Source organism: Acinetobacter nectaris CIP 110549 (genome assembly GCF_000488215.1).
Classification (GTDB): Bacteria; Pseudomonadota; Gammaproteobacteria; order Pseudomonadales; family Moraxellaceae; genus Acinetobacter; species Acinetobacter nectaris.
The window spans coordinates 531323-550662 of sequence record NZ_KI530712.1 but is presented as its reverse complement, the minus strand read 5'-3'; the positions used below and the strand labels follow the sequence as shown (position 1 = coordinate 550662).

Annotated in this window: 21 protein-coding genes; 18 read left to right on the top strand and 3 right to left on the bottom strand. The window is 36.5% G+C overall.

What is annotated here, in order from left to right; translation table 11 throughout:
• Positions 1-64: 64 nt before the first annotated feature.
• From rpiA to P256_RS02785, 9 genes are all read left to right on the top strand, one after another.
• Positions 65-736: a ribose-5-phosphate isomerase RpiA gene (gene rpiA / locus P256_RS02825; RefSeq protein ID WP_023272176.1), complete on the top strand. Its 672-nt coding sequence runs from the start codon at positions 65-67 to the stop codon at positions 734-736.
• Positions 737-744: 8 nt separating this feature from the next.
• Positions 745-1404: a YgjP-like metallopeptidase domain-containing protein gene (locus P256_RS02820; RefSeq protein ID WP_023272175.1), complete on the top strand. Its 660-nt coding sequence runs from the start codon at positions 745-747 to the stop codon at positions 1402-1404.
• Positions 1405-1514: 110 nt separating this feature from the next.
• Positions 1515-2567: an N-acetyl-gamma-glutamyl-phosphate reductase gene (gene argC / locus P256_RS02815; RefSeq protein WP_171068511.1), complete on the top strand. Its 1053-nt coding sequence runs from the start codon at positions 1515-1517 to the stop codon at positions 2565-2567.
• A 54-nt stretch (positions 2568-2621) separates the two neighbouring features.
• On the top strand, positions 2622-3368 hold the full coding sequence (locus tag P256_RS02810; RefSeq protein ID WP_023272173.1) for a DUF6776 family protein: 747 nt from the start codon (positions 2622-2624) through the stop codon (positions 3366-3368).
• Between the two features lie 17 nt (positions 3369-3385).
• On the top strand, positions 3386-3799 hold the full coding sequence (gene clpS, locus P256_RS02805; protein WP_040331752.1) for an ATP-dependent Clp protease adapter ClpS: 414 nt from the start codon (positions 3386-3388) through the stop codon (positions 3797-3799).
• Between the two features lie 9 nt (positions 3800-3808).
• Entirely contained in the window at positions 3809-6085 is a 2277-nt protein-coding gene (gene clpA / locus P256_RS02800) for an ATP-dependent Clp protease ATP-binding subunit ClpA (RefSeq protein ID WP_023272171.1), read from the top strand.
• Between the two features lie 9 nt (positions 6086-6094).
• Complete coding sequence (locus tag P256_RS02795) at positions 6095-6445, top strand: YnfA family protein (protein ID WP_023272170.1); 351 nt, start codon at positions 6095-6097, stop codon at positions 6443-6445.
• A 138-nt stretch (positions 6446-6583) separates the two neighbouring features.
• Positions 6584-6781: a hypothetical protein gene (locus P256_RS02790; RefSeq protein ID WP_023272169.1), complete on the top strand. Its 198-nt coding sequence runs from the start codon at positions 6584-6586 to the stop codon at positions 6779-6781.
• A 73-nt stretch (positions 6782-6854) separates the two neighbouring features.
• The gene (locus P256_RS02785) at positions 6855-7526 is read left to right on the top strand and encodes a pseudouridine synthase (RefSeq protein ID WP_023272168.1); all 672 of its coding nucleotides are present in this window, start codon (positions 6855-6857) and stop codon (positions 7524-7526) included.
• A 39-nt stretch (positions 7527-7565) separates the two neighbouring features.
• Here P256_RS02785 and P256_RS02780 read toward each other — a convergent pair whose 3' ends face one another.
• A complete protein-coding gene (locus P256_RS02780; RefSeq protein ID WP_023272167.1) occupies positions 7566-8876 on the bottom strand; it encodes an MFS transporter in 1311 nt (436 codons plus the stop codon).
• A gap of 369 nt (positions 8877-9245) precedes the next feature.
• On the opposite strand from P256_RS02780, the gene P256_RS02775 reads away from it, so the two are divergent.
• Positions 9246-9422, top strand: a complete 177-nt coding sequence (locus P256_RS02775) for a hypothetical protein (protein WP_171068497.1) — start codon at positions 9246-9248, stop codon at positions 9420-9422.
• A gap of 100 nt (positions 9423-9522) precedes the next feature.
• On the top strand, positions 9523-9648 hold the full coding sequence (gene ykgO / locus P256_RS02770) for a type B 50S ribosomal protein L36 (RefSeq protein ID WP_023272165.1): 126 nt from the start codon (positions 9523-9525) through the stop codon (positions 9646-9648).
• 71 nt (positions 9649-9719) lie between these two features.
• On the opposite strand, the gene P256_RS02765 is transcribed toward ykgO, so the two are convergent.
• The gene (locus tag P256_RS02765) at positions 9720-10475 is read right to left on the bottom strand and encodes an A1S_2505 family phage non-structural protein (protein WP_023272164.1); all 756 of its coding nucleotides are present in this window, start codon (positions 10473-10475) and stop codon (positions 9720-9722) included.
• 135 nt (positions 10476-10610) lie between these two features.
• Here P256_RS02765 and uvrB point away from each other — a divergent pair, with 135 nt between their 5' ends.
• The 5 genes from uvrB (at position 10611) to proB (ending at position 16872) form a co-directional block, all read left to right on the top strand.
• Complete coding sequence (gene uvrB / locus P256_RS02760) at positions 10611-12626, top strand: excinuclease ABC subunit UvrB (RefSeq protein WP_023272163.1); 2016 nt, start codon at positions 10611-10613, stop codon at positions 12624-12626.
• 82 nt (positions 12627-12708) lie between these two features.
• The gene (locus P256_RS02755; RefSeq protein ID WP_023272162.1) at positions 12709-13284 is read left to right on the top strand and encodes a lipocalin family protein; all 576 of its coding nucleotides are present in this window, start codon (positions 12709-12711) and stop codon (positions 13282-13284) included.
• Positions 13285-13403: 119 nt separating this feature from the next.
• Complete coding sequence (rarD, locus tag P256_RS02750) at positions 13404-14363, top strand: EamA family transporter RarD (RefSeq protein WP_023272161.1); 960 nt, start codon at positions 13404-13406, stop codon at positions 14361-14363.
• A 147-nt stretch (positions 14364-14510) separates the two neighbouring features.
• Positions 14511-15722: an Obg family GTPase CgtA gene (gene cgtA / locus P256_RS02745; RefSeq protein WP_023272160.1), complete on the top strand. Its 1212-nt coding sequence runs from the start codon at positions 14511-14513 to the stop codon at positions 15720-15722.
• A 16-nt stretch (positions 15723-15738) separates the two neighbouring features.
• Complete coding sequence (gene proB, locus P256_RS02740; protein WP_023272159.1) at positions 15739-16872, top strand: glutamate 5-kinase; 1134 nt, start codon at positions 15739-15741, stop codon at positions 16870-16872.
• Positions 16873-16917: 45 nt separating this feature from the next.
• Here the strand turns inward: proB and P256_RS02735 are convergent, their stop codons facing one another.
• A complete protein-coding gene (locus P256_RS02735) occupies positions 16918-17130 on the bottom strand; it encodes a hypothetical protein (RefSeq protein WP_023272158.1) in 213 nt (70 codons plus the stop codon).
• A gap of 167 nt (positions 17131-17297) precedes the next feature.
• Between P256_RS02735 and P256_RS02730 the strand changes: the two genes are divergently transcribed.
• Together P256_RS02730 and P256_RS02725 are read left to right on the top strand one after the other, a co-directional pair.
• Complete coding sequence (locus P256_RS02730) at positions 17298-18497, top strand: DUF1615 family protein (protein ID WP_023272157.1); 1200 nt, start codon at positions 17298-17300, stop codon at positions 18495-18497.
• Between the two features lie 6 nt (positions 18498-18503).
• Positions 18504-19121, top strand: coding sequence for an HAD-IB family hydrolase (locus tag P256_RS02725; protein WP_023272156.1), 618 nt, complete (start codon positions 18504-18506; stop codon positions 19119-19121).
• The last annotated feature ends 219 nt before the right edge of the window (positions 19122-19340 follow it).

Below are 19340 nucleotides of genomic sequence, written 5' to 3'. Positions count from 1 at the left end.
ATATGATTAGGTTGAATAATCAACCTAATTCTTTCATCAACCTGAAAAAATTGAGTAATCTTTTATGAGTTTATACGCAAACCAAGATGCAAAAAAACAAGCGGCTGCACAGGCTGCCTTAAAACATTTACCGCAAGGGGGCATTTTAGGTGTAGGTACAGGCAGCACAGTAAACTTTTTAATTGACTTATTGCCTCAGCTAGAACTAACAGGCGCTGTTGCAAGTTCTCAAGCTACGGCTGAACGCCTAGAAAAACTAGGTATTGAAGTTGTGGATATGAATCAAGTTGGTGGGCTGGATGCTTATGTAGATGGTGCAGATGAGATTGATCGCCATTTAAATATGATTAAAGGCGGTGGTGCAGCGTTAACTCGTGAAAAAATTGTGGCATCTATTGCTAAGAAATTTGTATGTATTGTCGATGATTCTAAATGGGTAGGACAGTTAGGTCATGACTTTCCTTTACCTATCGAAGTGATTCCAATGGCGCGCTCTGCTGTTGCTCGTAAGATTGTTACTTTAGGGGGAGATCCTGCATACCGTGAAGGTGTAGTCACAGATAACGGAAATGTGATTATAGATGTGCATAACCTAAATATTTTAGATCCACTTGAATTAGAACGCACAATTAATGATATTCCTGGTGTGGTTACAAATGGTATTTTTGCTTTAAATAAAGCAGATATTGCTGTTGTTGCAACAGATCATGGTATTGAAGAGCGTTTTGCTGAGTAAATCTTAAAATGCCTACTGGGTTGCCAGACGTTAAAATTATCCGACATGCAAGCGCAAAACAATTGCGTTTGCGTGTTTTCATTAATGAGGTAAAATTGACAGTGCCTCAACACTGTTCAAAACGTCAGATTCAGCAATTTTTAATTCAGTCTGAGCCGTGGTTATATGAAACATGGCAAAATTTGATTTTGCAAAAAGATAATCAGTCATTTCCTGAAGAAATATTTTTATTCAATCGTGAAAATGCACTAAATATTATTGTTCGTCAGCAAAAACAACGTTATATCTTTGATGAAGAAAATCATGTTGTATTTCTCAATGATCAGAAAAATTTAAAAGACTTTATTTTGATGTATGCAAAAATACATTTATCTCGCTATTTAACTCATATTTCACAAGAAATAAAAATACCTTATTCAAATCTGCAAGTAAGGTTTGTGAAAAGTCGTTGGGGAAGCTGCAATAAGCAACATAAAGTTATGCTCAATGCACTATTGGTTTTATTGCCTCTAAACGCAGTACGTTACGTATGTGTTCATGAGCTTGTACATACCATTCATTTTGACCATAGCATTTCTTTTTGGCAGCAGGTTGAAATGCATGATACAAATTATAAAGTACATGTAAAACAGTTAAAGGAGTTTCAGTGGCCGTGGTGGATGTTATAATATGTGCTGAATGCAGTGCAGACTAAATTTTTGTTGTGATATATTTTCTACTCGAAAAAAATAATCTTCCTGTCATACTAAGTGGTTTAGTAAATCTATAATTTGAGGTAATCGTCGTGATTTCAGTTGGGATAGTTGGTGGTACGGGTTATACAGGTGTTGAATTACTTAGATTATTACTTCGACATCCACAGGTAACTGTGCGTACACTTACTTCACGAACTGAAGCAGGAAAGCGTGTCGATGAAATGTTTCCAAGTTTGCGTGGTCAAACATCACTCGAATTCTCTGATTTTAATATAGATACACTCAAAGCATGTGATGTGGTATTTTTTGCGACGCCACATGGTGTTGCAATGAAACATGCCGAAGAGTTGGTCAGTTCAAATACAAAAGTAATTGATCTTGCAGCAGATTTTCGATTACAAAACTTAGATAACTTTGAGAAGTGGTACGGTATGCCACATGCTTGTCCTGAGTTATTGAAGTCTTCTGTATATGGTTTATCAGAACTGAATCGTGAACAAATTAAACAAGCTCAAGTTGTGGGCAATCCGGGTTGCTACCCAACCACTGTTCAACTTGGGTTGGCGCCATTATTAAAACAACAAAATCTTATTCAAGAAGAAAGCATTATTATTGATGCAAAATCAGGTGTATCAGGTGCAGGGCGTAAAGCAAGCCTAGGCATGATTTATACAGAAAATGCCGATAACTTTAAAGCTTATGCTGTTGCAGGTCATCGCCATCAGCCTGAAATTATCGAAGCACTTGAGGGGATATCAGGGAAAAAAGATGTCTTTAATCACTTAGTTTTTGTACCTCATTTAGTGCCTATGATTCGTGGTATGCTAAGTACAATTTATGTGGATTTAACCGCAGAAGGTGAAGTAACAGATATACAAAAACTGTATGAGCTATTTTATGAAAATGAAAAGTTCGTTGATGTTATGCCTGTTGGCGCATTGCCTGAAACTCGTAGTGTAAGAGGTGCAAATGATTTAAGAATTGCTTTGTATAAACCACAGCCTAAGAAGTTGGTTATTGTTGTTGTGCAAGACAATTTAGTGAAAGGTGCAGCAGGGCAAGCAGTACAAAATATGAATTTAATGTGTGGTTTAGCTGAAGATACCAGCTTAACAGGGATTGCATTATCACCTTAAATTTGAGAAGCACTCATTACTTATGGTAGTGAGTGCATTATGTTGAGCATAAAAATGACACAAAAGACGCTTGAGAAGAATCCTTTAGATTCTCAAAAAACAAAAAAACCTAATTTTATTCAAGCCCATAAATTTCTTTTATTGGGCAGTACAATCTTGTTTGTTGGTGGAGGTGCGCTGGGTTATTCTGTTGGACATCGGCAAGGTTTAACTGTCGTTGGCTATGAAGCTAATGCAGAAGAGCTCATGGAAATTGTACAAAAGCAAAAAGATACGCTTTCTACGCTAAATAAAAACCTAAATATGGCAGTACAAGAGCGTGATGTTGCATTAAGTAATACTGCACACCTTAGCCATGCATTATCTGAAGGAAAAGCTGACTTAGGTATTGCTCAAACTCAAAGCCAAATCTATAGACATATTCTGCGTCAAAGAGGTGGTGTAAGTCTGATGGTGCAAAACTTAGGGGTTAGACCATTACCTGAAAATGTATTTGAATATCAGTTAGACTTATTGCAAGTGAGTCCACGTAAAGCATCGGGGACAGTAGAACTACGACTTATTCGTGGTGGAGATGTGCTTATTGTTCCTATGGAAGATAAGCATTTTGATTTTGAAAGTTTTCAACGTTTAACAGGTCGTTGGACAATGCCTAAAGGGTTTACTCCACAATTTATTGAAGTGCGCTTAAATGGTGGTTTATCTGAAATTAAGCGTTTCAATTGGTTAAGGGGTAAAGAGGTTGAAAGTCCTGCGACCTTTGTATCAGATATTCCTCAAGCTGAGGCCAAAGTTCAGTAATTATGAAATTAAACTCTATGCGTTATGTAAAAAAGAAATTAAATTTGAGTGAAGTTAAAGCTTCATTTCAACAGTCAGGATACACAGATTGGCATCTGAATATGTCTCATGGTGATGAACATCATGACGATGCTGATGGTGATTTAGCTGTAAAAACTGCGCCACCAGAGTTTAAAGTACCTCCCTTATATACAGTTGTCTTATTGAATGATGACTATACCCCTATGGATTTTGTTATTGAAATTTTACAAGATTTCTTTGCAATGAACCTTGACCAAGCAACACAAGTAATGCTAACTGTACATTATGAAGGAAAGGGTATTGCAGGTGTTTATCCTAGAGATATTGCTGAGACAAAAGCCAATCAAGTAAATAATTATGCTCGGACACAAGGTCATCCACTATTGTGCCAAATCGAGCCAAAACAATAAGGGGATTGTATGCTTAGTCGTCAATTAGAGGTATCGTTACGTTTAGCTGTAAGTATGGCTAGACAAAAAAGACATGAATTTTTAACTGTTGAACATTTATTACTTGCATTATTAGATAATGATTCTGCCGTAAATGCACTTAAATCTTGTGGTGCAGAAATTACGACATTGCGTAAAGAACTAGAAGAGTATGTTGAAAAGCATACACCGAAGTTAAGCGAAAATAGTGAACAAGCACCACATCCGACAGAAAGCTTTGATCGTATATTGCAACGTGCGATTTTCCATGTGCAATCAAGTGGTGGAAGTAGAGCGGTTGAAGGTGCAGATGTACTTGTGGCAATGTACTCAGAAAGAGATACCTTTGCAGTTTATTTATTGAAACGCCATCAAATTAATCGTGTGACACTAACACAATACTTGTCACATGGTGGAAACCAAGAAGAAGCCAAAGTTGAGAGTGAAATCGAGGATTTAGAGGGAGAGCAAACAACCTCTTCGCAAGCAAATCCGTTGGAAGTTTATACAGTCAACTTAAATACTGAAGCATCTAAAGGGAAAACAGATCCGCTTATTGGACGTGAAAAAGAAGTCGAACGAGCAGCTCAAATTTTATGTCGTCGCCGTAAAAATAATCCATTATTGGTTGGTGATCCGGGTGTAGGAAAAACCTCTATTGCTGAAGGTCTTGCTTGGCTGATTGTAAATGGAAAAGCCCCAAAACCATTAAGTGAAGCTGAAATATATAGCTTAGATATTGGTGCACTTGTTGCGGGTACAAAGTATCGTGGTGATTTTGAGAAACGTTTAAAGCAGTTGTTAAATGGACTGAAAAAAAACCCAAATGCAATTTTATTTATCGATGAAATTCATATGATTATTGGTGCTGGCTCAAGTATGGGCAGTACGATGGATGCCTCGAACCTTATAAAACCTGCTTTAGCAAATGGTACATTACGTTGTATTGGTTCTACCACTTTTCAAGAGTACCGTCAGGTTTTTGAAAAAGATCATGCACTATCACGCCGTTTTCAAAAAATTGATGTTAATGAACCGAGTATAAGCGAAACTATTGATATTTTACGTGGTCTAAAAACAAAATTTGAAGAGTTTCATCATGTTAAATATGATGACCAAGCACTAGTTTCAGCAGTTGAGCTTTCTTCAAAATTCATTAATGATCGCTTTTTGCCTGATAAGGCTATTGATGTTATTGATGAAGCAGGTGCACAGCGCCGTTTAAAGACAGAAGAAGAGAATACTCAAATTACTGTAGATAATATTGAAGATATTATTTCTAAAATTGCAAGAATTCCTGCAAAAACGGTATCTAAAGATGATAAGGCAGTCCTTCAAAGTCTTGAAAGAGATTTAAAACGAGTTGTTTTTGGTCAAGATGAAGCAATTACTGCTTTGGCTTCGGCAATTAAACTCTCTAGAGCAGGTTTAAAGTCACCTGATAAGCCTGTGGGTAGTTTTGTATTTGCAGGCCCAACAGGTGTAGGTAAAACTGAAGTGACCAAGCAGCTTGCAAAATTATTGGGTGTAGAGCTGATCCGTTTTGATATGTCTGAATATATGGAAAGACATGCTGTATCACGTTTAATTGGCGCACCTCCGGGCTATGTTGGCTTTGATCAGGGTGGACTGCTCACAGATGCCGTACATAAAAATCCGCACAGTATTTTGTTGTTAGATGAAATTGAAAAAGCTCATCCAGATGTGTTTAATTTGTTGTTACAGATTATGGATCATGGCTCTTTAACAGATAACAATGGTCGTAAATCCGATTTTCGTAATGTAATATTAGTATTAACGACCAATATTGGTGCTGAAAGTATTTCAAGATCTAGCATTGGATTTATGGAACAAGACAATAGTAATGACAATAAAGATGCGATGAAGAAAGCTTTTTCTCCAGAATTTAGAAACCGTTTAGATAGTACAATTCAATTTAAAGCACTACCTCATACGGTCATAGAGTCTGTTGTAGACAAGTTTTTAACAGAGCTTCAAGCTCAACTTGATGATAAGAAGGTCGTTTTAGATGTTGATGAAAGCGCACGTAACTGGATGGCTGAAGAAGGCTATGACAGACTTATGGGTGCACGTCCAATGCAGCGTTTAATTCAAGAACATTTGAAAAAACCACTGGCTGAAATGATTCTTTTTGGTGAATTGGCAGAAAATGGCGGTAATGTTGCTGTAACTGCTAAAAAAGAAAATGGTAAGTGTGTTGGGTTAAAACTTACCGTATTTGAAGACCAAGTGACGACAATTGCTTAATAGGTTGCTATGTTTAATCTAGATTTATTCCGAATACTACATGTATTCGGATTATTTTTTATTACTGCAATTGCAGAAATATTAGGATGTTATTTCCCTTATTTAATGTTGAATCAGGGTAAAACCAAATGGCTTTGGCTACCAACGATACTAAGCTTATTATTATTTGTCTGGTTACTTAGCTTACATCCTTCTGCTTCAGGCCGAATATATGCTGCCTATGGTGGTATTTATATTTTTACTGCATTGTTATGGCTAAGGTTTGTAGATCAAGTTTATTTAACACCATGGGATATTTGTGGTGGATTGGTCGTTGTATTTGGTGCATGTATTATTATTTTGCAGCCAACACAAATCTAATTATATTTTATGACGATAAAGTAAATACTTTTAAACAAATATTCACAATTTATTTTAAAAGAGATACATATTTAACATTAATTTTATAAAAAGTCAGCATAGAATATATTGTAATAGAAGAAAATCATGGATATTTAAATGGCTGACTTTATTATTGAGCTATTAGAACCAATAAATTTAGAGAAAGAAGGGCTTGCACCTATCTTTTTTGATAAAGGTACTTTATTTAAGGTTGTTTATGATTCAGTAAATAGCCATTTAGTGCGTGCAGATGATGGCATGACATTTTCAATTGCAAAGCAAGATCAGGATCGGGTTTGGCGCTATCTAAATTAGGTTTGAAAATATCAAATTGACATCAATCGACTGTGTTGTTATTTTTCGCATTTAAAGTCGTAACTATACGCCAATGTCTGCAAAAAAAGATCATTTTATATATTGCCCACCACTAGAACCTTTACAGGTATTATATGAAGATGAGCATTATCTAGCGATAGATAAGCCAGCAGGTCTTCTTTCTGTGCCGGGGCGATTACCTGAACATCAAGATAGTGCTTTTTTAAGAGTGTTAGAAATATCTAAAATGGCAAAGGTAACACACCGTTTAGATATGGCAACTTCTGGAATATTAATGTTTGCGAAACATCGAGCAGCAGAAGTTGAAATGAGTAAAATATTTCAAAAAAGAGCTGTAAAAAAAATCTATATTGCATTAGTGCAAGGAAAGATAGATGCTTTGGGTGAGGTAGATGTTCCTTTAATTACAGATTGGCCAAATAGACCGAAGCAGAAAGTAGATTTAATCGAAGGGAAGTCTGCCAAAACATGTTATCAATGTTTAGATTATAATGAGCAAAAAGATAGAAGTAGAGTTTTGCTTAAACCAGTTACAGGTAGATCTCATCAGCTACGAGTCCATATGATGCATATTGGTCATCCTATTTTAGGTGATCAGTTTTACCATCCAAGATCAACTGAATTTGAGCAGAATAGAATGGCACTACATGCGCATATGCTTTCTTTTCAGCACCCACTTATTGGTGGTGAAAATATAGAAATTGTTTCTAACGTGCCATTTTAAATAAAAAACGCGATTTTGGAATCGCGTTTTTTTTATGACTTAAAGCTGATTAATATCTTTATTTTTTGTTTCTTGAATGGCAGCAAATGCAATTAAAGAGAGAATAGCTGCAATTGATAAATAATATCCAACTGAAGATATACCGTAATTCGTTGCAAGGTTATTTGCAATAAGAGGTGCAAATGAAGCGCCTAGAATGCCTGCCAAGTTAAAAGATAAAGCTGATCCTGTGTAACGAATTGATGTTGGGTATATTTCAGAGAGTATTGTACCAATTGGGCCATAAGTTAATCCCATAATAGATAAACCAATACATAAAAATACGGTCATTAATACAGGTGCATTGGGTACTAAAAAGTATTGAAAACTTAAACCAAATATTGCTACTAAAGCACAAATAACGATTGAAGTTTTTTTACGACCAAACTTTTCGGCTAATATTGCTGAAATAGGAATAAAAATACCAAAGCACACAGTTGCGATGAGCTGCATTTTAAGAACATCGGCACGCGAGTAGCCTAAAGCTGTTGTTCCCCAATTTAATGCAAATACAGTCATTAAGTAAAATAATACAAATGTACAAACTGCACCAATTGTACCTAAAAATAATGTTTTTCCATGATGTGAAAAGACTTCTTTAAATGGAATATTTGTTTCTTTTTGCTTTTTCAAAACGCGTTGGAAAGCAGGTGTTTCATGTAGTTTAAGTCGAATATAAAGTCCTAAGAAAACCAATACTGCACTTGCAATAAATGGAATACGCCAACCCCACTGCAAAAAGCTTTCATTTGGCATGGTTGCGCCTAAAATAAGGAAAGTACCTGCTGCCAAAATAAAGCCTATGGGCGCACCGAGTTGTGGAAACATACCATACCAAGCCCGTTGTCCTTCTGGCGCATTTTCAGTTGCAAGAAGAATTGCGCCGCTCCATTCGCCACCTAATCCTAAACCTTGGCATAAGCGACAAATAATAAGCAATAATGGTGCAAAAATGCCAATATGTGCGTAGGTAGGTAATAAGCCAATACAGACAGTCGATAACCCCATAAGTAAAAGTGCGGCAACAAGCGTTGCTTTTCGACCCACACGATCGCCTAAGTGACCAAAAATAGCGGCACCAATGGGGCGTGCAATAAATGCAACTGCGAATACAGCAAGAGATTGTAATGTTGCTGCGCCACTACTACTTGCTGGAAAGAATAGATGTGGAAAAACAAGAACAGCAGCAGTTGCATAAATATAAAAGTCAAAAAACTCAATTGTTGTACCAACTAAACTCGCAAGTAATACACGTGTCTTTGAGTTATGGGTAGTCGGTATAGAATCGTTATTAGACGCTGAATACTCCATGAGGAACCACACTTATAATAAATAAAAATTTTCTTTGTCTATGCAAGCAACCTAGATACTAGAGCGAGATGACTCTATTTATTATGAATGATATTGGTGAGAATATATTGTTTAATATTTCAGTGGTTTGAAGAAAAAATAGGATTTTTTTTCTAATTTATCTAAAAAGTTGGTTATATTTTTCAATATTGTTATTTATTAACATGATATTTGAATATTCTAAACTGGGTTTTTGGTAGGCTTGAATGCTTATAAATAGACTATATTGTAAGTAATCATTTTATCTTAGATAAGATATATGAGAAAAATTCGTTATTTTTCCAAAAAAAGATTAAAATGGTAAAAGATGTACTGAATGTTGTAGCGAATATGAGTAGTAATAAAGCCAAAAAACCTGTGGTGAAACTTCCTTTTCCTGTCAAAAAAGATGAAGTAGATGGTGGTGCAGAAACAGCACATAACCAAGTGAGACCTAAGCCTGAACAGTATGCCGACCGTACGTGGATGCCGCCTCGTGGAACACGCCGTTCTATGGGTAAGCGCTAGAATTTATAGATAGAGGTTATTGAAATTAATTCTCATTAACCTCTATTTTTTAAGCTCCATATGTGTTATGTTATAACATAACTTATATGGAGTTAATTTTATGCAAGTACTATCATCTTTAAAAAGTGCAAAGCGTCGTTCAGCAGATTGTCAAATTGTTCGTCGTCGTGGAAAACTTTATGTAATTTGTAAGTCTAATCCTCGTTTTAAAGCTCGCCAAGGCTAACAATACGAATAATTACTATCGAAATTAAAAAAGTGAGTCTGTACTCACTTTTTTAATGCTTATTGATCATGCTATCTATATATGGGATGTTCAATTGTAAGTTTACCTTGCCATAAATCAGAGAAGTCTTTTTCATTAAATTCATAAAGCTCCATAAGTGAAAGAATGAGGCTAGAAATTAATAATGCATCACGACCATCATATAATGTGGGAATAAGTGCTCTGAGTTGGTGGGTAATATCCTCAATTTCATAAGTTCTATTTCGACCATAACGGTCTACTGGAAAGTATTTTTCACTGAGTACTGTGTCTGCAAGATGCTTATAGTCGATATGGCTATATTCGATCGCTATATTGGGTGTTGTACCTTGTAAAAAAAGCTTATGAGTAAACTCTTGTGTCAGTGCCGGATAAAGTGATGTCAAATTTTCCTCTAAAAAAGGTTTAAATGACCATGGTAAAATGACATTGCTTGAAATATTTTTAAATAAAGGTGCAATTTTAGATACGGGGTTTCCTGCTAGGCCACATCCTAAAGCAGTAATAAAGTAAGTTGTAGATGGATGGTTTTTTGTATAGATTTTAAAATCATGTATATGTGCAGCAATTTCTTCACAGGCTAAGGGTTTCAGGGATTGATCTAAAGTTGGGATTGCAAAACTTTGTCCAGCCCAACCACGACTCACGCCTTTGACTGCCCCAAAATACTGATGTGCAACCCGTGCACCACCATCTTCATGTTTTCCTGCTAAGTCACTTCCAAATACAAAAATAGTATCCGTGGGTAATGATTTAACGATATGCTCATCATGATAGCGATATATCATATTTTGCTCTGCCAAGTTGCCTGATTATTCGTTTTATAATGGAAGTGAATCACCTGTGCCGTCAAGATATATCCTTGAAGATTTAAAAATCAGTACAATATATAACAGCTTATAAACACATAAAGAGAGATAGTAGTGAGTGATCATCAACCCTTTGAGCTTGTAACAAGCTACGAACCTGCTGGGGATCAACCTCAGGCAATACAAAAATTGGTTTCAGGTATAAAAAAGGGGATGAAAAACCAACTTTTGCTTGGTGTGACAGGTTCAGGAAAGACCTATACCATGGCAAATGTGATCGCAAATTTACAGCGACCAACCATTATTATGGCGCATAATAAAACATTGGCTGCCCAGCTTTATGGAGAGTTTAAATCATTCTTTCCAAATAATGCTGTTGAATACTTTGTAAGCTATTACGACTATTATCAACCAGAAGCTTATGTTCCTTCATCAGATACATTTATTGAAAAGGATGCAGCTATTAATGATCATATTGATCAAATGCGTCTTTCAGCGACACGTGCGCTTTTAGAAAGAAAAGATGCCATTATTATTGCATCAGTTTCAGCAATTTATGGTTTGGGTGATCCTGAAGCATATATGCAAATGCTTTTACATATTGTTGAAAATGACCGTATTAGTCGAGACGATATTATTCGTCGTTTGGTTGAGATGCAATATACCCGTAATGATTTAGAGTTCTTGCGCGCAACATATCGTATTCGTGGTGAAATTATTGATATTTTCCCTGCAGAGTCTGAGCAATATGCAATTCGAGTAGAACTGTTTGATGATGAAGTTGACTCGATAAGATGGTTTGACCCTATTACTGGGAAAATGATACGAAAAGTACCTCGAGTGACAATTTATCCAAAAAGTCACTATGTGACGCCAAAAGATAATTTACAACGAGCTATTGGTACAATTAAAGAAGAGCTTAAAGAGCGTATTGAGTTTTTAAAAGCAAATGACAAGTTGTTAGAAGCACAGCGTATCGAGCAACGCACACGCTATGATTTGGAGATGATGCAACAACTTGGCTATACCAATGGTATTGAAAACTATTCACGTCATTTATCTGGTCGTGAAGAGGGTGCAGCTCCGCCAACATTATTTGACTATATTCCTGAAGATGCCTTGCTGATTTTAGATGAGTCTCATGTAACTATTCCGCAAATTGGTGCGATGTATAAAGGAGATCGTTCTCGAAAAGAAAATTTAGTCAATTATGGTTTTCGTTTGCCAAGCGCGTTAGATAACCGACCGATGAAATTCGAAGAGTGGGAACGTATTACGCCAACGACCCTTTATGTGAGTGCGACACCTGCTTTATACGAGCTTGAACATGCAGAGCAAGTGGTTGAGCAAGTGGTTCGACCGACAGGTTTGATTGATCCTGAAATTGAAGTGCGTCCTGTATTGACACAAGTGGATGATATTTTATCTGAAATTAATTTACGCCGTGAACAAGATGAGCGAGTGTTAATTACGACCTTAACCAAGCGAATGGCTGAAGACCTAACATCTTATCTGAAAGAGTATGGTATTAAGGTTGCTTACTTGCATTCAGATATTGATACCGTAGAGCGTGTTAAAATTATTCATGATTTACGATCGGGTATATACGATGTACTTGTTGGGATTAATTTACTGCGCGAAGGTTTAGATATGCCTGAGGTATCGCTTGTTGCAATTTTAGATGCAGATAAAGAAGGTTTCTTGCGTTCGGAGCGCTCATTAATTCAAACGATTGGACGTGCAGCACGTAATGTAAAAGGTAAGGCAATTTTATATGCAGACCGTATTACAGATTCAATGCGCAAGGCAATTGATGAAACAGATAGACGCCGTGAGAAACAATTGGCCTTTAATGCTGAACACGGGATTACACCACGTAGTACCGTTCGGCAGGTGGTGAAGGAAATTGATACAGGAGAGGTTTTTGATGATGAAACGTCTACCAATATTCCGATTGATACAAAACTGACGGCAGATGAGCAACATATTGTGTCAGATCCTAAGTTGTTAACGAAACATTTAGCAAAACTTGAAAAAGAGATGTTAAAAGCATCTAAAGAACTACAGTTTGAACAAGCAGCTAAAATTCGGGATGAAATGGTGCATTTAAAATCGTATTTATTGCAATAATATAAGAGCGATTTACATAAAATAAATGGTTTGGTTATGTATTTATCGTTATGTTTTTAGGTATTAAAAAAGGAATATAACGATGAAAAAAAATCACAAAATTTTAGCGCTTATGGTGGGTGCTGTTGGCGCAATATGTTTTATAAATTTAGCTCGTGCGGATACCCAAATACATCATCAACCGATACAGGCTGTACAAAAGATTGACTTACCTAGATACCTTGGAACATGGTATGAAATCGCACGTAAGCCGATGTACTTTCAAAGGCAATGTACAAAAGATGTGCAAGCAAGTTATGCATTGAACGTGAATGGAAATATAGATGTTGAAAATTCGTGTTTGAAGCAAAATGGGGTGAGAGATGTTGCAAAAGGTGAAGCATTTATAATGAATCTACCTTATGGTAGCCAACTGAAGGTTAGTTTTTTACCAGACTCATTGCGCTGGTTGCCTATAGGGCGAGGTGATTATTGGGTATTAAAAATTGATGAAGACTATCAAACTGTTTTAGTGGGAGATCCTGCAAGGAAGTATTTATGGTTACTTGCAAGAAAACCTCATATAAAGCCAGCAGTTTGGCATGAGTATTTAGCTTATGCGAAAGAAATTGGCTATGATGTGAGTGATTTTAACTTAACTGAACAGACTGAACGATAAGTAATATTAGACTAAATATACTCGATAACACTATTGGTTTTAACGAAAAAATCATCTAGTTTAAGTGCGTTAGGTTGGGAAAGGCCTAATGCACTTTTTAATTTGGAGTAGAGGTCGTAATGCTTAAAGGGATTTTGCTATCTGTTTTAGCCTCTAGTGTATTTGGCATATTATATTTTTATAGTCAGCTCTTACATACGTTTGATGGATCTCAAGTATTTGGTTGGCGAGTCATTTCTTTTTTACCATTTCTTACGCTCTTTATATGGCTAAGTGGTGATCTACATTATATTACTGAAATTTTCCAACGTGTTTTAAAGCAGCCTTTACTGATTTTGGGTGTGTTGGGAACAGCAATATTAGGTGGTTTTCAGTTATGGCTATTTTTGTGGGGGCCAATGCATGGTAGAGGAATGCAGGTGTCATTGGGGTATTTCTTACTACCATTGGTGCTTGTCTTAATTGGTGCACTCTTTTACAAAGAAAAACTATCACTCTTCCAAAAAATAGCCGTTGGTTTTGCAGTTTTAGGTGTTGGGCATGAAATATGGAAGGTAGGTAGTATTGCTTGGGAAACCGCATTGGTTGCTTTTGGCTATTCAGCCTATTTTTTCTTACGAAAAATTATTAAAACAGATCATTTAGGTGGTTTTTGGTTAGATAATATATTAGCACTTCCAATCGCAATTTACTTTGTATCAACTTGGCAGGTACAGCCATTTTCCTCTATTTTTGAGTCGCATCTTATTTTTGTCATCATTGGTTTAGGGGTATTAAGTGCAATAGGGTTGGGATCATACATTTTAGCGAGTCGCTATTTACCTATGGTTTTATTTGGGTTACTCAGTTATTTAGAGCCTGTATTACTGGCATTGGCTTCACTGATGATCGGAGAGAAAATCAATTCTGCACAGTGGTTTACTTATATTCCAATTTGGTGTGCAGTGGCTATTTTAGTTCTTGAAGGTGTTTATCATATTTATAAGCAACAGCGCCGTCACCAAGATCTATTACTTAAAGTAGAGAAGCTTCCTAAAAGAATCAAGCGTTCGCGTAAGCAGCATGACAAAGCGAGTTAAAAAGATACTTTTGGCATGAAATTGCTGTATTTATGCATGTTCGTGTAAATAGTATGCGGATATAAAAATAATTCACCATATCAATATTCATGAAATCAGGTACAATATGGCAGAATAGTTTGTTTTATAGAATCAGAGGATTGGCAGATGCGCTTTGTTGATGAAGCAGTCATTACCGTAGAGGCTGGCGACGGAGGCAATGGCGTGGCCAGTTTTCGCCGTGAGAAATTTGTACCATTTGGTGGACCTGACGGTGGTGATGGTGGTAGAGGCGGCTGTGTATATATACAAGCTGATGAAAACACTGGGACACTTGTTGACTTCCGTTATACACGTAGATTCCGTGCAGAGCGTGGAAAAAACGGTTCAGGTGCGAACTGCGCAGGGCGTGGCGCACCAGATGTTGTTTTACATGTTCCTGTTGGAACCACCATTGTAGATACAGATTCAGGTGATATTATCGGTGACCTTATTGAACATGGTCAGCGTGTGTTGGTTGCACAAGGTGGCGATGGTGGCTTAGGTAATACTCACTTTAAATCTTCTACGAACCGCGCACCTCGTAAGTTTACTACAGGCATTAAAGGCGAGTTTCGTGAAATTCGTTTAGAGCTGAAAGTACTTGCAGATGTTGGTTTGTTAGGTATGCCAAACGCGGGTAAATCGACATTTATTCGTGCAGTTTCTGCGGCAAAACCAAAAGTTGCAGATTATCCATTTACCACAATGGTGCCAAATTTAGGCGTCGTTGATGCAGACAGACAGCGTTCTTTTGTTATGGCCGATATTCCTGGTCTAATTGAAGGGGCATCTGATGGTGCAGGTTTAGGAATTCGTTTCTTAAAACACTTGGCACGTACAAGAATTCTTTTGCATATTGTTGATGTTCAGCCAATTGATGGTTCTGATCCTGCACATAATGCAAAAGCAATTTTGAATGAATTGAAAAACTTCTCACCAACGCTTTCAAAGCTACCTGTTGTTTTAGTTCTAAATAAACTAGATCAGTTGGATGATGCGACGCGTGATGAATGGTGTAATTACATTCTAAATGAATTACAATGGGATGGTCCAACATTTAAAACTTCAGGGTTACTCTCAAGTGGTACAAAAGAAGTTGTGTATTACTTAATGGATCAAATTGAGCAACAGCGTGAACGTGAGCTTGAAGATCCTGAATATGCTGCACAAATGAAGGCATTCCGTGATCAATTAGAAGAAGAAACACGTGAGCAAACACTCGCGGCAAAAGAAGCATATCGTGCTCAGCGTCGTGCTCAGCGTCTAGGTTTAGATGGTGATGACGACGATAGTGATGACGATGATGATAACGAAATGGAAGTATATTACGTACGTTAAGTACGACTGAGGAGATATGATTAAGGTAGTAGATGGGCGACGTCAGCTTGATGATTGTAAGCGAATTGTTGTCAAAATTGGTTCATCTTTGCTTACTGCAAATGGCCAAGGTTTAGATATCGATGCAATTACCCACTGGGTGCATCAAATTGCCAAATTGCACAATGCTGGACATGAAATTATATTGGTTTCTTCTGGTGCTGTTGCAGAAGGCATGGTTCGTATGAAACTCACCGAGCGACCCTCAGACCTACCGAGTCTCCAAGCATGTGCTGCTATAGGGCAAATGGGACTTGTGCAAACATGGTCTAGTATTTTAGAAGAGCATGATATTCAAACTGCACAAGTTCTATTGACCCACGATGACCTGACGGATCGTCAGCGTTATTTAAACTCTTGTGATGCCTTACAACATTTAATTGATTGGAGAGTAATTCCAGTCATTAATGAAAATGATACTGTATCGACAGGTGATATTAAGTTTGGTGATAATGATACGCTTGCAGCAATGGTTGCAGGTCAAGTGAATGCTGACTTATTGATCATCTTAACGGATCAGCAAGGTATGTTTGATGCTGACCCGCGTTCTAATCCTGATGCTCAATTACTCTCTACAGTACCTGCTTTAGATGAAGAGTTGTTTAGTATGGCAGGTGGTGGTGGTGCTTTAGGAACTGGTGGTATGGTCACTAAGGTAAAAGCTGCACGCCTTGCTGCACGTTCAGGCTGCCCAACTATTGTTGCAAGTGGTGAGAAAGATGAAGTCTTATCTAAGCTTATGGCAGGTGATGAGCTTGGAACACTATTTGTTGCAGATAGTGATCCAATTACAGCAAGACAACAATGGCTTGCTGCTCACTCGCAAACAGCTGGGTGCTTAGTATTAGATAATGGCGCAGTTGAAGCAATTACCTTAAAACACCGTAGCTTACTTCCTGTTGGTGTTCGCTATATAGAAGGTGAGTTTGAGCGTGGCGATGTTGTCGAGTGTGTCGATATTAAAGGAAAAAGAGTTGCAGTTGGTATTGTCAACTTTAGTTCGCGCTATGCCGATATTGTGAAGGGGCTTTCTTCTGAGAAAGTTCAACAGGTATTAGGTGAGGTTCGCTCATTTGAGATGATTCACCGTAACCATATGGCAATATATTAGATTCTCAGCAGACCTATGCATGGAGTACCTTGCATAGGTCGATTTTTACTTTTCTTGATTATGATAATTGACACTAATGTCAAAAATAGGGTTGCCTTGTTGGTCATTGACTGTGACCGCACCGTCGTGAAAAATAGAAATGAGTGCACCTGTAAGTAATAGGCTATCATAAGTCACATCCTGTGAAATATTTTTTCCATGTTCATCTTTTGAGATAAGAGATATCTTGGCTTCTGTTTCAGATAAATGTAATTTCATAAAAAATAAAGTTTTTTCGATTTAAAAATTATACAAAGAAAAGCGAATTTTATAAAATAAAACCATGTTTTTTTAAACAATAAAAGCGATATACTTTATCTATAAAAGCTTCTACAATGCCGAAAATCTGGCAGGTTATAGCCATCTTCTGAGTTTTGTTATTTGATATGAAAAATCTCTATACGTTTTCCCGTTTTCCTTTATCTTTCATATTATTTTTGAGTCTAACTGCCTGTGGCAGTCACTCATTGTTGTCACAAGATGATGAAGATACTGTGATGAATGAAAAGCAAATTAGGCATTTAGTTCCCTCACATGTTCGCCAGAGAGATTCATGGGCGCAAGACATTAATGGTATTATGGATACATTGAAAATTGAGAAATCAAGAGAAAATGTCTGTAGTGTTGTTGCTATTGTAGATCAAGAGTCGAACTTCGTTGCTAATCCTCAAGTTCCGGGGTTAGGAGATAAAGCAATTCGGGAAGTACACCATCGTCTCGAAGAGAAATTTACTGATAAGCTAGGAGATAAGCTTGGTGGAGCAGTTGCTGTCTACTTTCAAGATGTTTTAAAGAATCAGCCAACGCCAGAAAATAGCTATCTTAAACAAATGAAAAAAGTAAAAACAGAAAAAGACTTAGATATTCTATATCGTCAAATTTTTGATTATATGACGAAGCATTATCATGTGAGTGCAATAACGGGCGTTGCTAAATTTGTTGGACAAGATATTGGGGAAAGAATGAACCCGATTACGACGTTAGGTTCTATGCAAGTTCAAGTCAGTTATGCACAAGAGCATGAGCGTAATAATATGAATATATATCAGCTTAGAGATGATTTATATACACAATATGGTGGTTTGTATTATGGTATTCATCGCTTAATGCTTTACCCTACAGAGTATAGTAAACCAATTTACCGCTTTGCTGATTATAATTCAGGAATGTATTCGAGTCGTAACGCTGCCTTCCAACAAATTTTAGAGAAACTGACGGGTATAGATTTATCTTTAGATGGTGACTTATTACTATATAGTAAAGATGGTAAGCCACAAGCTACAAAGAGTCAGTCTGAAATTGCTTTGACTAAATTATTTAACGAAAGTGGAATTGTAATTACACCTAAAAAATTACGTGCTGACTTAAAAGAAGAGAAAGATCAATCTTTTGAGAAGACACAGACGTATCTTGCTGTTCAAAAGTTATATACAGAAAAAACAGGTAAAAAAGCACCATATGCAATTATGCCAGAAGTGATTATTTCTGGGCCTAAATTAAGTAAAGACTATAATACAAATTGGTATGCAACACGTGTAAATACAAGATATGATGCATGTATGCGTCGAGCAAAAAACTTGCACTAAAAAAATATGAAGAAAAACTCACTTGCTTTATTTGACTTTGATGGAACGCTTTATTTAAGAGATAGCTTTACGCGTTTTATATTTTATGTATTGAAGTCACGTTATGTATTTAAAAAAGGTGTTGCACTCATTCCATGGGTTCAAAAGTACTATTTAAATTTGTACCCCGCACCAAAAATGAGAAAAAAGCTGTTTTATACAATGTTTGAAGGGTTTGAATTTGCACATGTTGAAGCAGATGGTAGGAATTATGCAAAAACATTGCTGGCTGATTTAAACCCCATTTTATGGGCACAGTTAAAACAGCATCAAGAGCTAGGTCATAGGGTAGTATTGGTTTCTGCATCTATAGACTTATACTTAAAGCCATTATGTGATTTATTAGGTATAGACTTAATCTGTACTAAAACTGAAGTTATGAATGGTCATTTAACGGGTTTATATATATCTGAAGATTGTAGTGGTGAAGAAAAGAAGATACAGGTTCTCAAATCTTACCCACGAGAGGAGTATAGATCTATCTATGCTTATGGTAATACTCATGAAGATTTAGCCATGCTTTCAATTGCAGATTTTCCTTTTATGGTTGGGACAGATAAGATATTACCTTCTTTGAGTAGATAAGCCATTCTTTGATTTAGTATGTGGTACTTATTTCAACTAAAGCTCCAATTGATTATTCACTTTTATAGTTTTTATTTGGTTAATAGAAAAACTATAATTGCTTTAATCATTGAATATATAAAATAACTCTAATTCAACTATAGATATAATGGAATTATAAAAAGTACTTATTGTTAGTTATGTATTCTAACTAGGAAATACTTAGGTTTTTTTAATAGG

What these genes read in the sequence shown, in the direction of transcription:
- P256_RS02755 (WP_023272162.1), top strand. Translation starts at nt 12,709, where the DNA reads ATGAAAAAAAATCACAAAATTTTAGCGCTTATGGTGGGTGCTGTTGGC.
- rpiA (WP_023272176.1), top strand. Translation starts at nt 65, where the DNA reads ATGAGTTTATACGCAAACCAAGATGCAAAAAAACAAGCGGCTGCACAG.
- cgtA (WP_023272160.1), top strand. Translation starts at nt 14,511, where the DNA reads ATGCGCTTTGTTGATGAAGCAGTCATTACCGTAGAGGCTGGCGACGGA.
- proB (WP_023272159.1), top strand. Translation starts at nt 15,739, where the DNA reads ATGATTAAGGTAGTAGATGGGCGACGTCAGCTTGATGATTGTAAGCGA.
- P256_RS02725 (WP_023272156.1), top strand. Translation starts at nt 18,504, where the DNA reads ATGAAGAAAAACTCACTTGCTTTATTTGACTTTGATGGAACGCTTTAT.
- P256_RS02735 (WP_023272158.1), bottom strand. Translation starts at nt 17,130, where the DNA reads ATGAAATTACATTTATCTGAAACAGAAGCCAAGATATCTCTTATCTCA.
- clpA (WP_023272171.1), top strand. Translation starts at nt 3,809, where the DNA reads ATGCTTAGTCGTCAATTAGAGGTATCGTTACGTTTAGCTGTAAGTATG.
- P256_RS02730 (WP_023272157.1), top strand. Translation starts at nt 17,298, where the DNA reads ATGAAAAATCTCTATACGTTTTCCCGTTTTCCTTTATCTTTCATATTA.
- ykgO (WP_023272165.1), top strand. Translation starts at nt 9,523, where the DNA reads ATGCAAGTACTATCATCTTTAAAAAGTGCAAAGCGTCGTTCAGCAGAT.
- P256_RS02775 (WP_171068497.1), top strand. Translation starts at nt 9,246, where the DNA reads ATGAGTAGTAATAAAGCCAAAAAACCTGTGGTGAAACTTCCTTTTCCT.
- rarD (WP_023272161.1), top strand. Translation starts at nt 13,404, where the DNA reads ATGCTTAAAGGGATTTTGCTATCTGTTTTAGCCTCTAGTGTATTTGGC.
- P256_RS02780 (WP_023272167.1), bottom strand. Translation starts at nt 8,876, where the DNA reads ATGGAGTATTCAGCGTCTAATAACGATTCTATACCGACTACCCATAAC.
- P256_RS02765 (WP_023272164.1), bottom strand. Translation starts at nt 10,475, where the DNA reads ATGATATATCGCTATCATGATGAGCATATCGTTAAATCATTACCCACG.
- P256_RS02785 (WP_023272168.1), top strand. Translation starts at nt 6,855, where the DNA reads ATGTCTGCAAAAAAAGATCATTTTATATATTGCCCACCACTAGAACCT.
- P256_RS02810 (WP_023272173.1), top strand. Translation starts at nt 2,622, where the DNA reads ATGACACAAAAGACGCTTGAGAAGAATCCTTTAGATTCTCAAAAAACA.
- clpS (WP_040331752.1), top strand. Translation starts at nt 3,386, where the DNA reads ATGCGTTATGTAAAAAAGAAATTAAATTTGAGTGAAGTTAAAGCTTCA.
- P256_RS02790 (WP_023272169.1), top strand. Translation starts at nt 6,584, where the DNA reads ATGGCTGACTTTATTATTGAGCTATTAGAACCAATAAATTTAGAGAAA.
- P256_RS02795 (WP_023272170.1), top strand. Translation starts at nt 6,095, where the DNA reads ATGTTTAATCTAGATTTATTCCGAATACTACATGTATTCGGATTATTT.
- P256_RS02820 (WP_023272175.1), top strand. Translation starts at nt 745, where the DNA reads ATGCCTACTGGGTTGCCAGACGTTAAAATTATCCGACATGCAAGCGCA.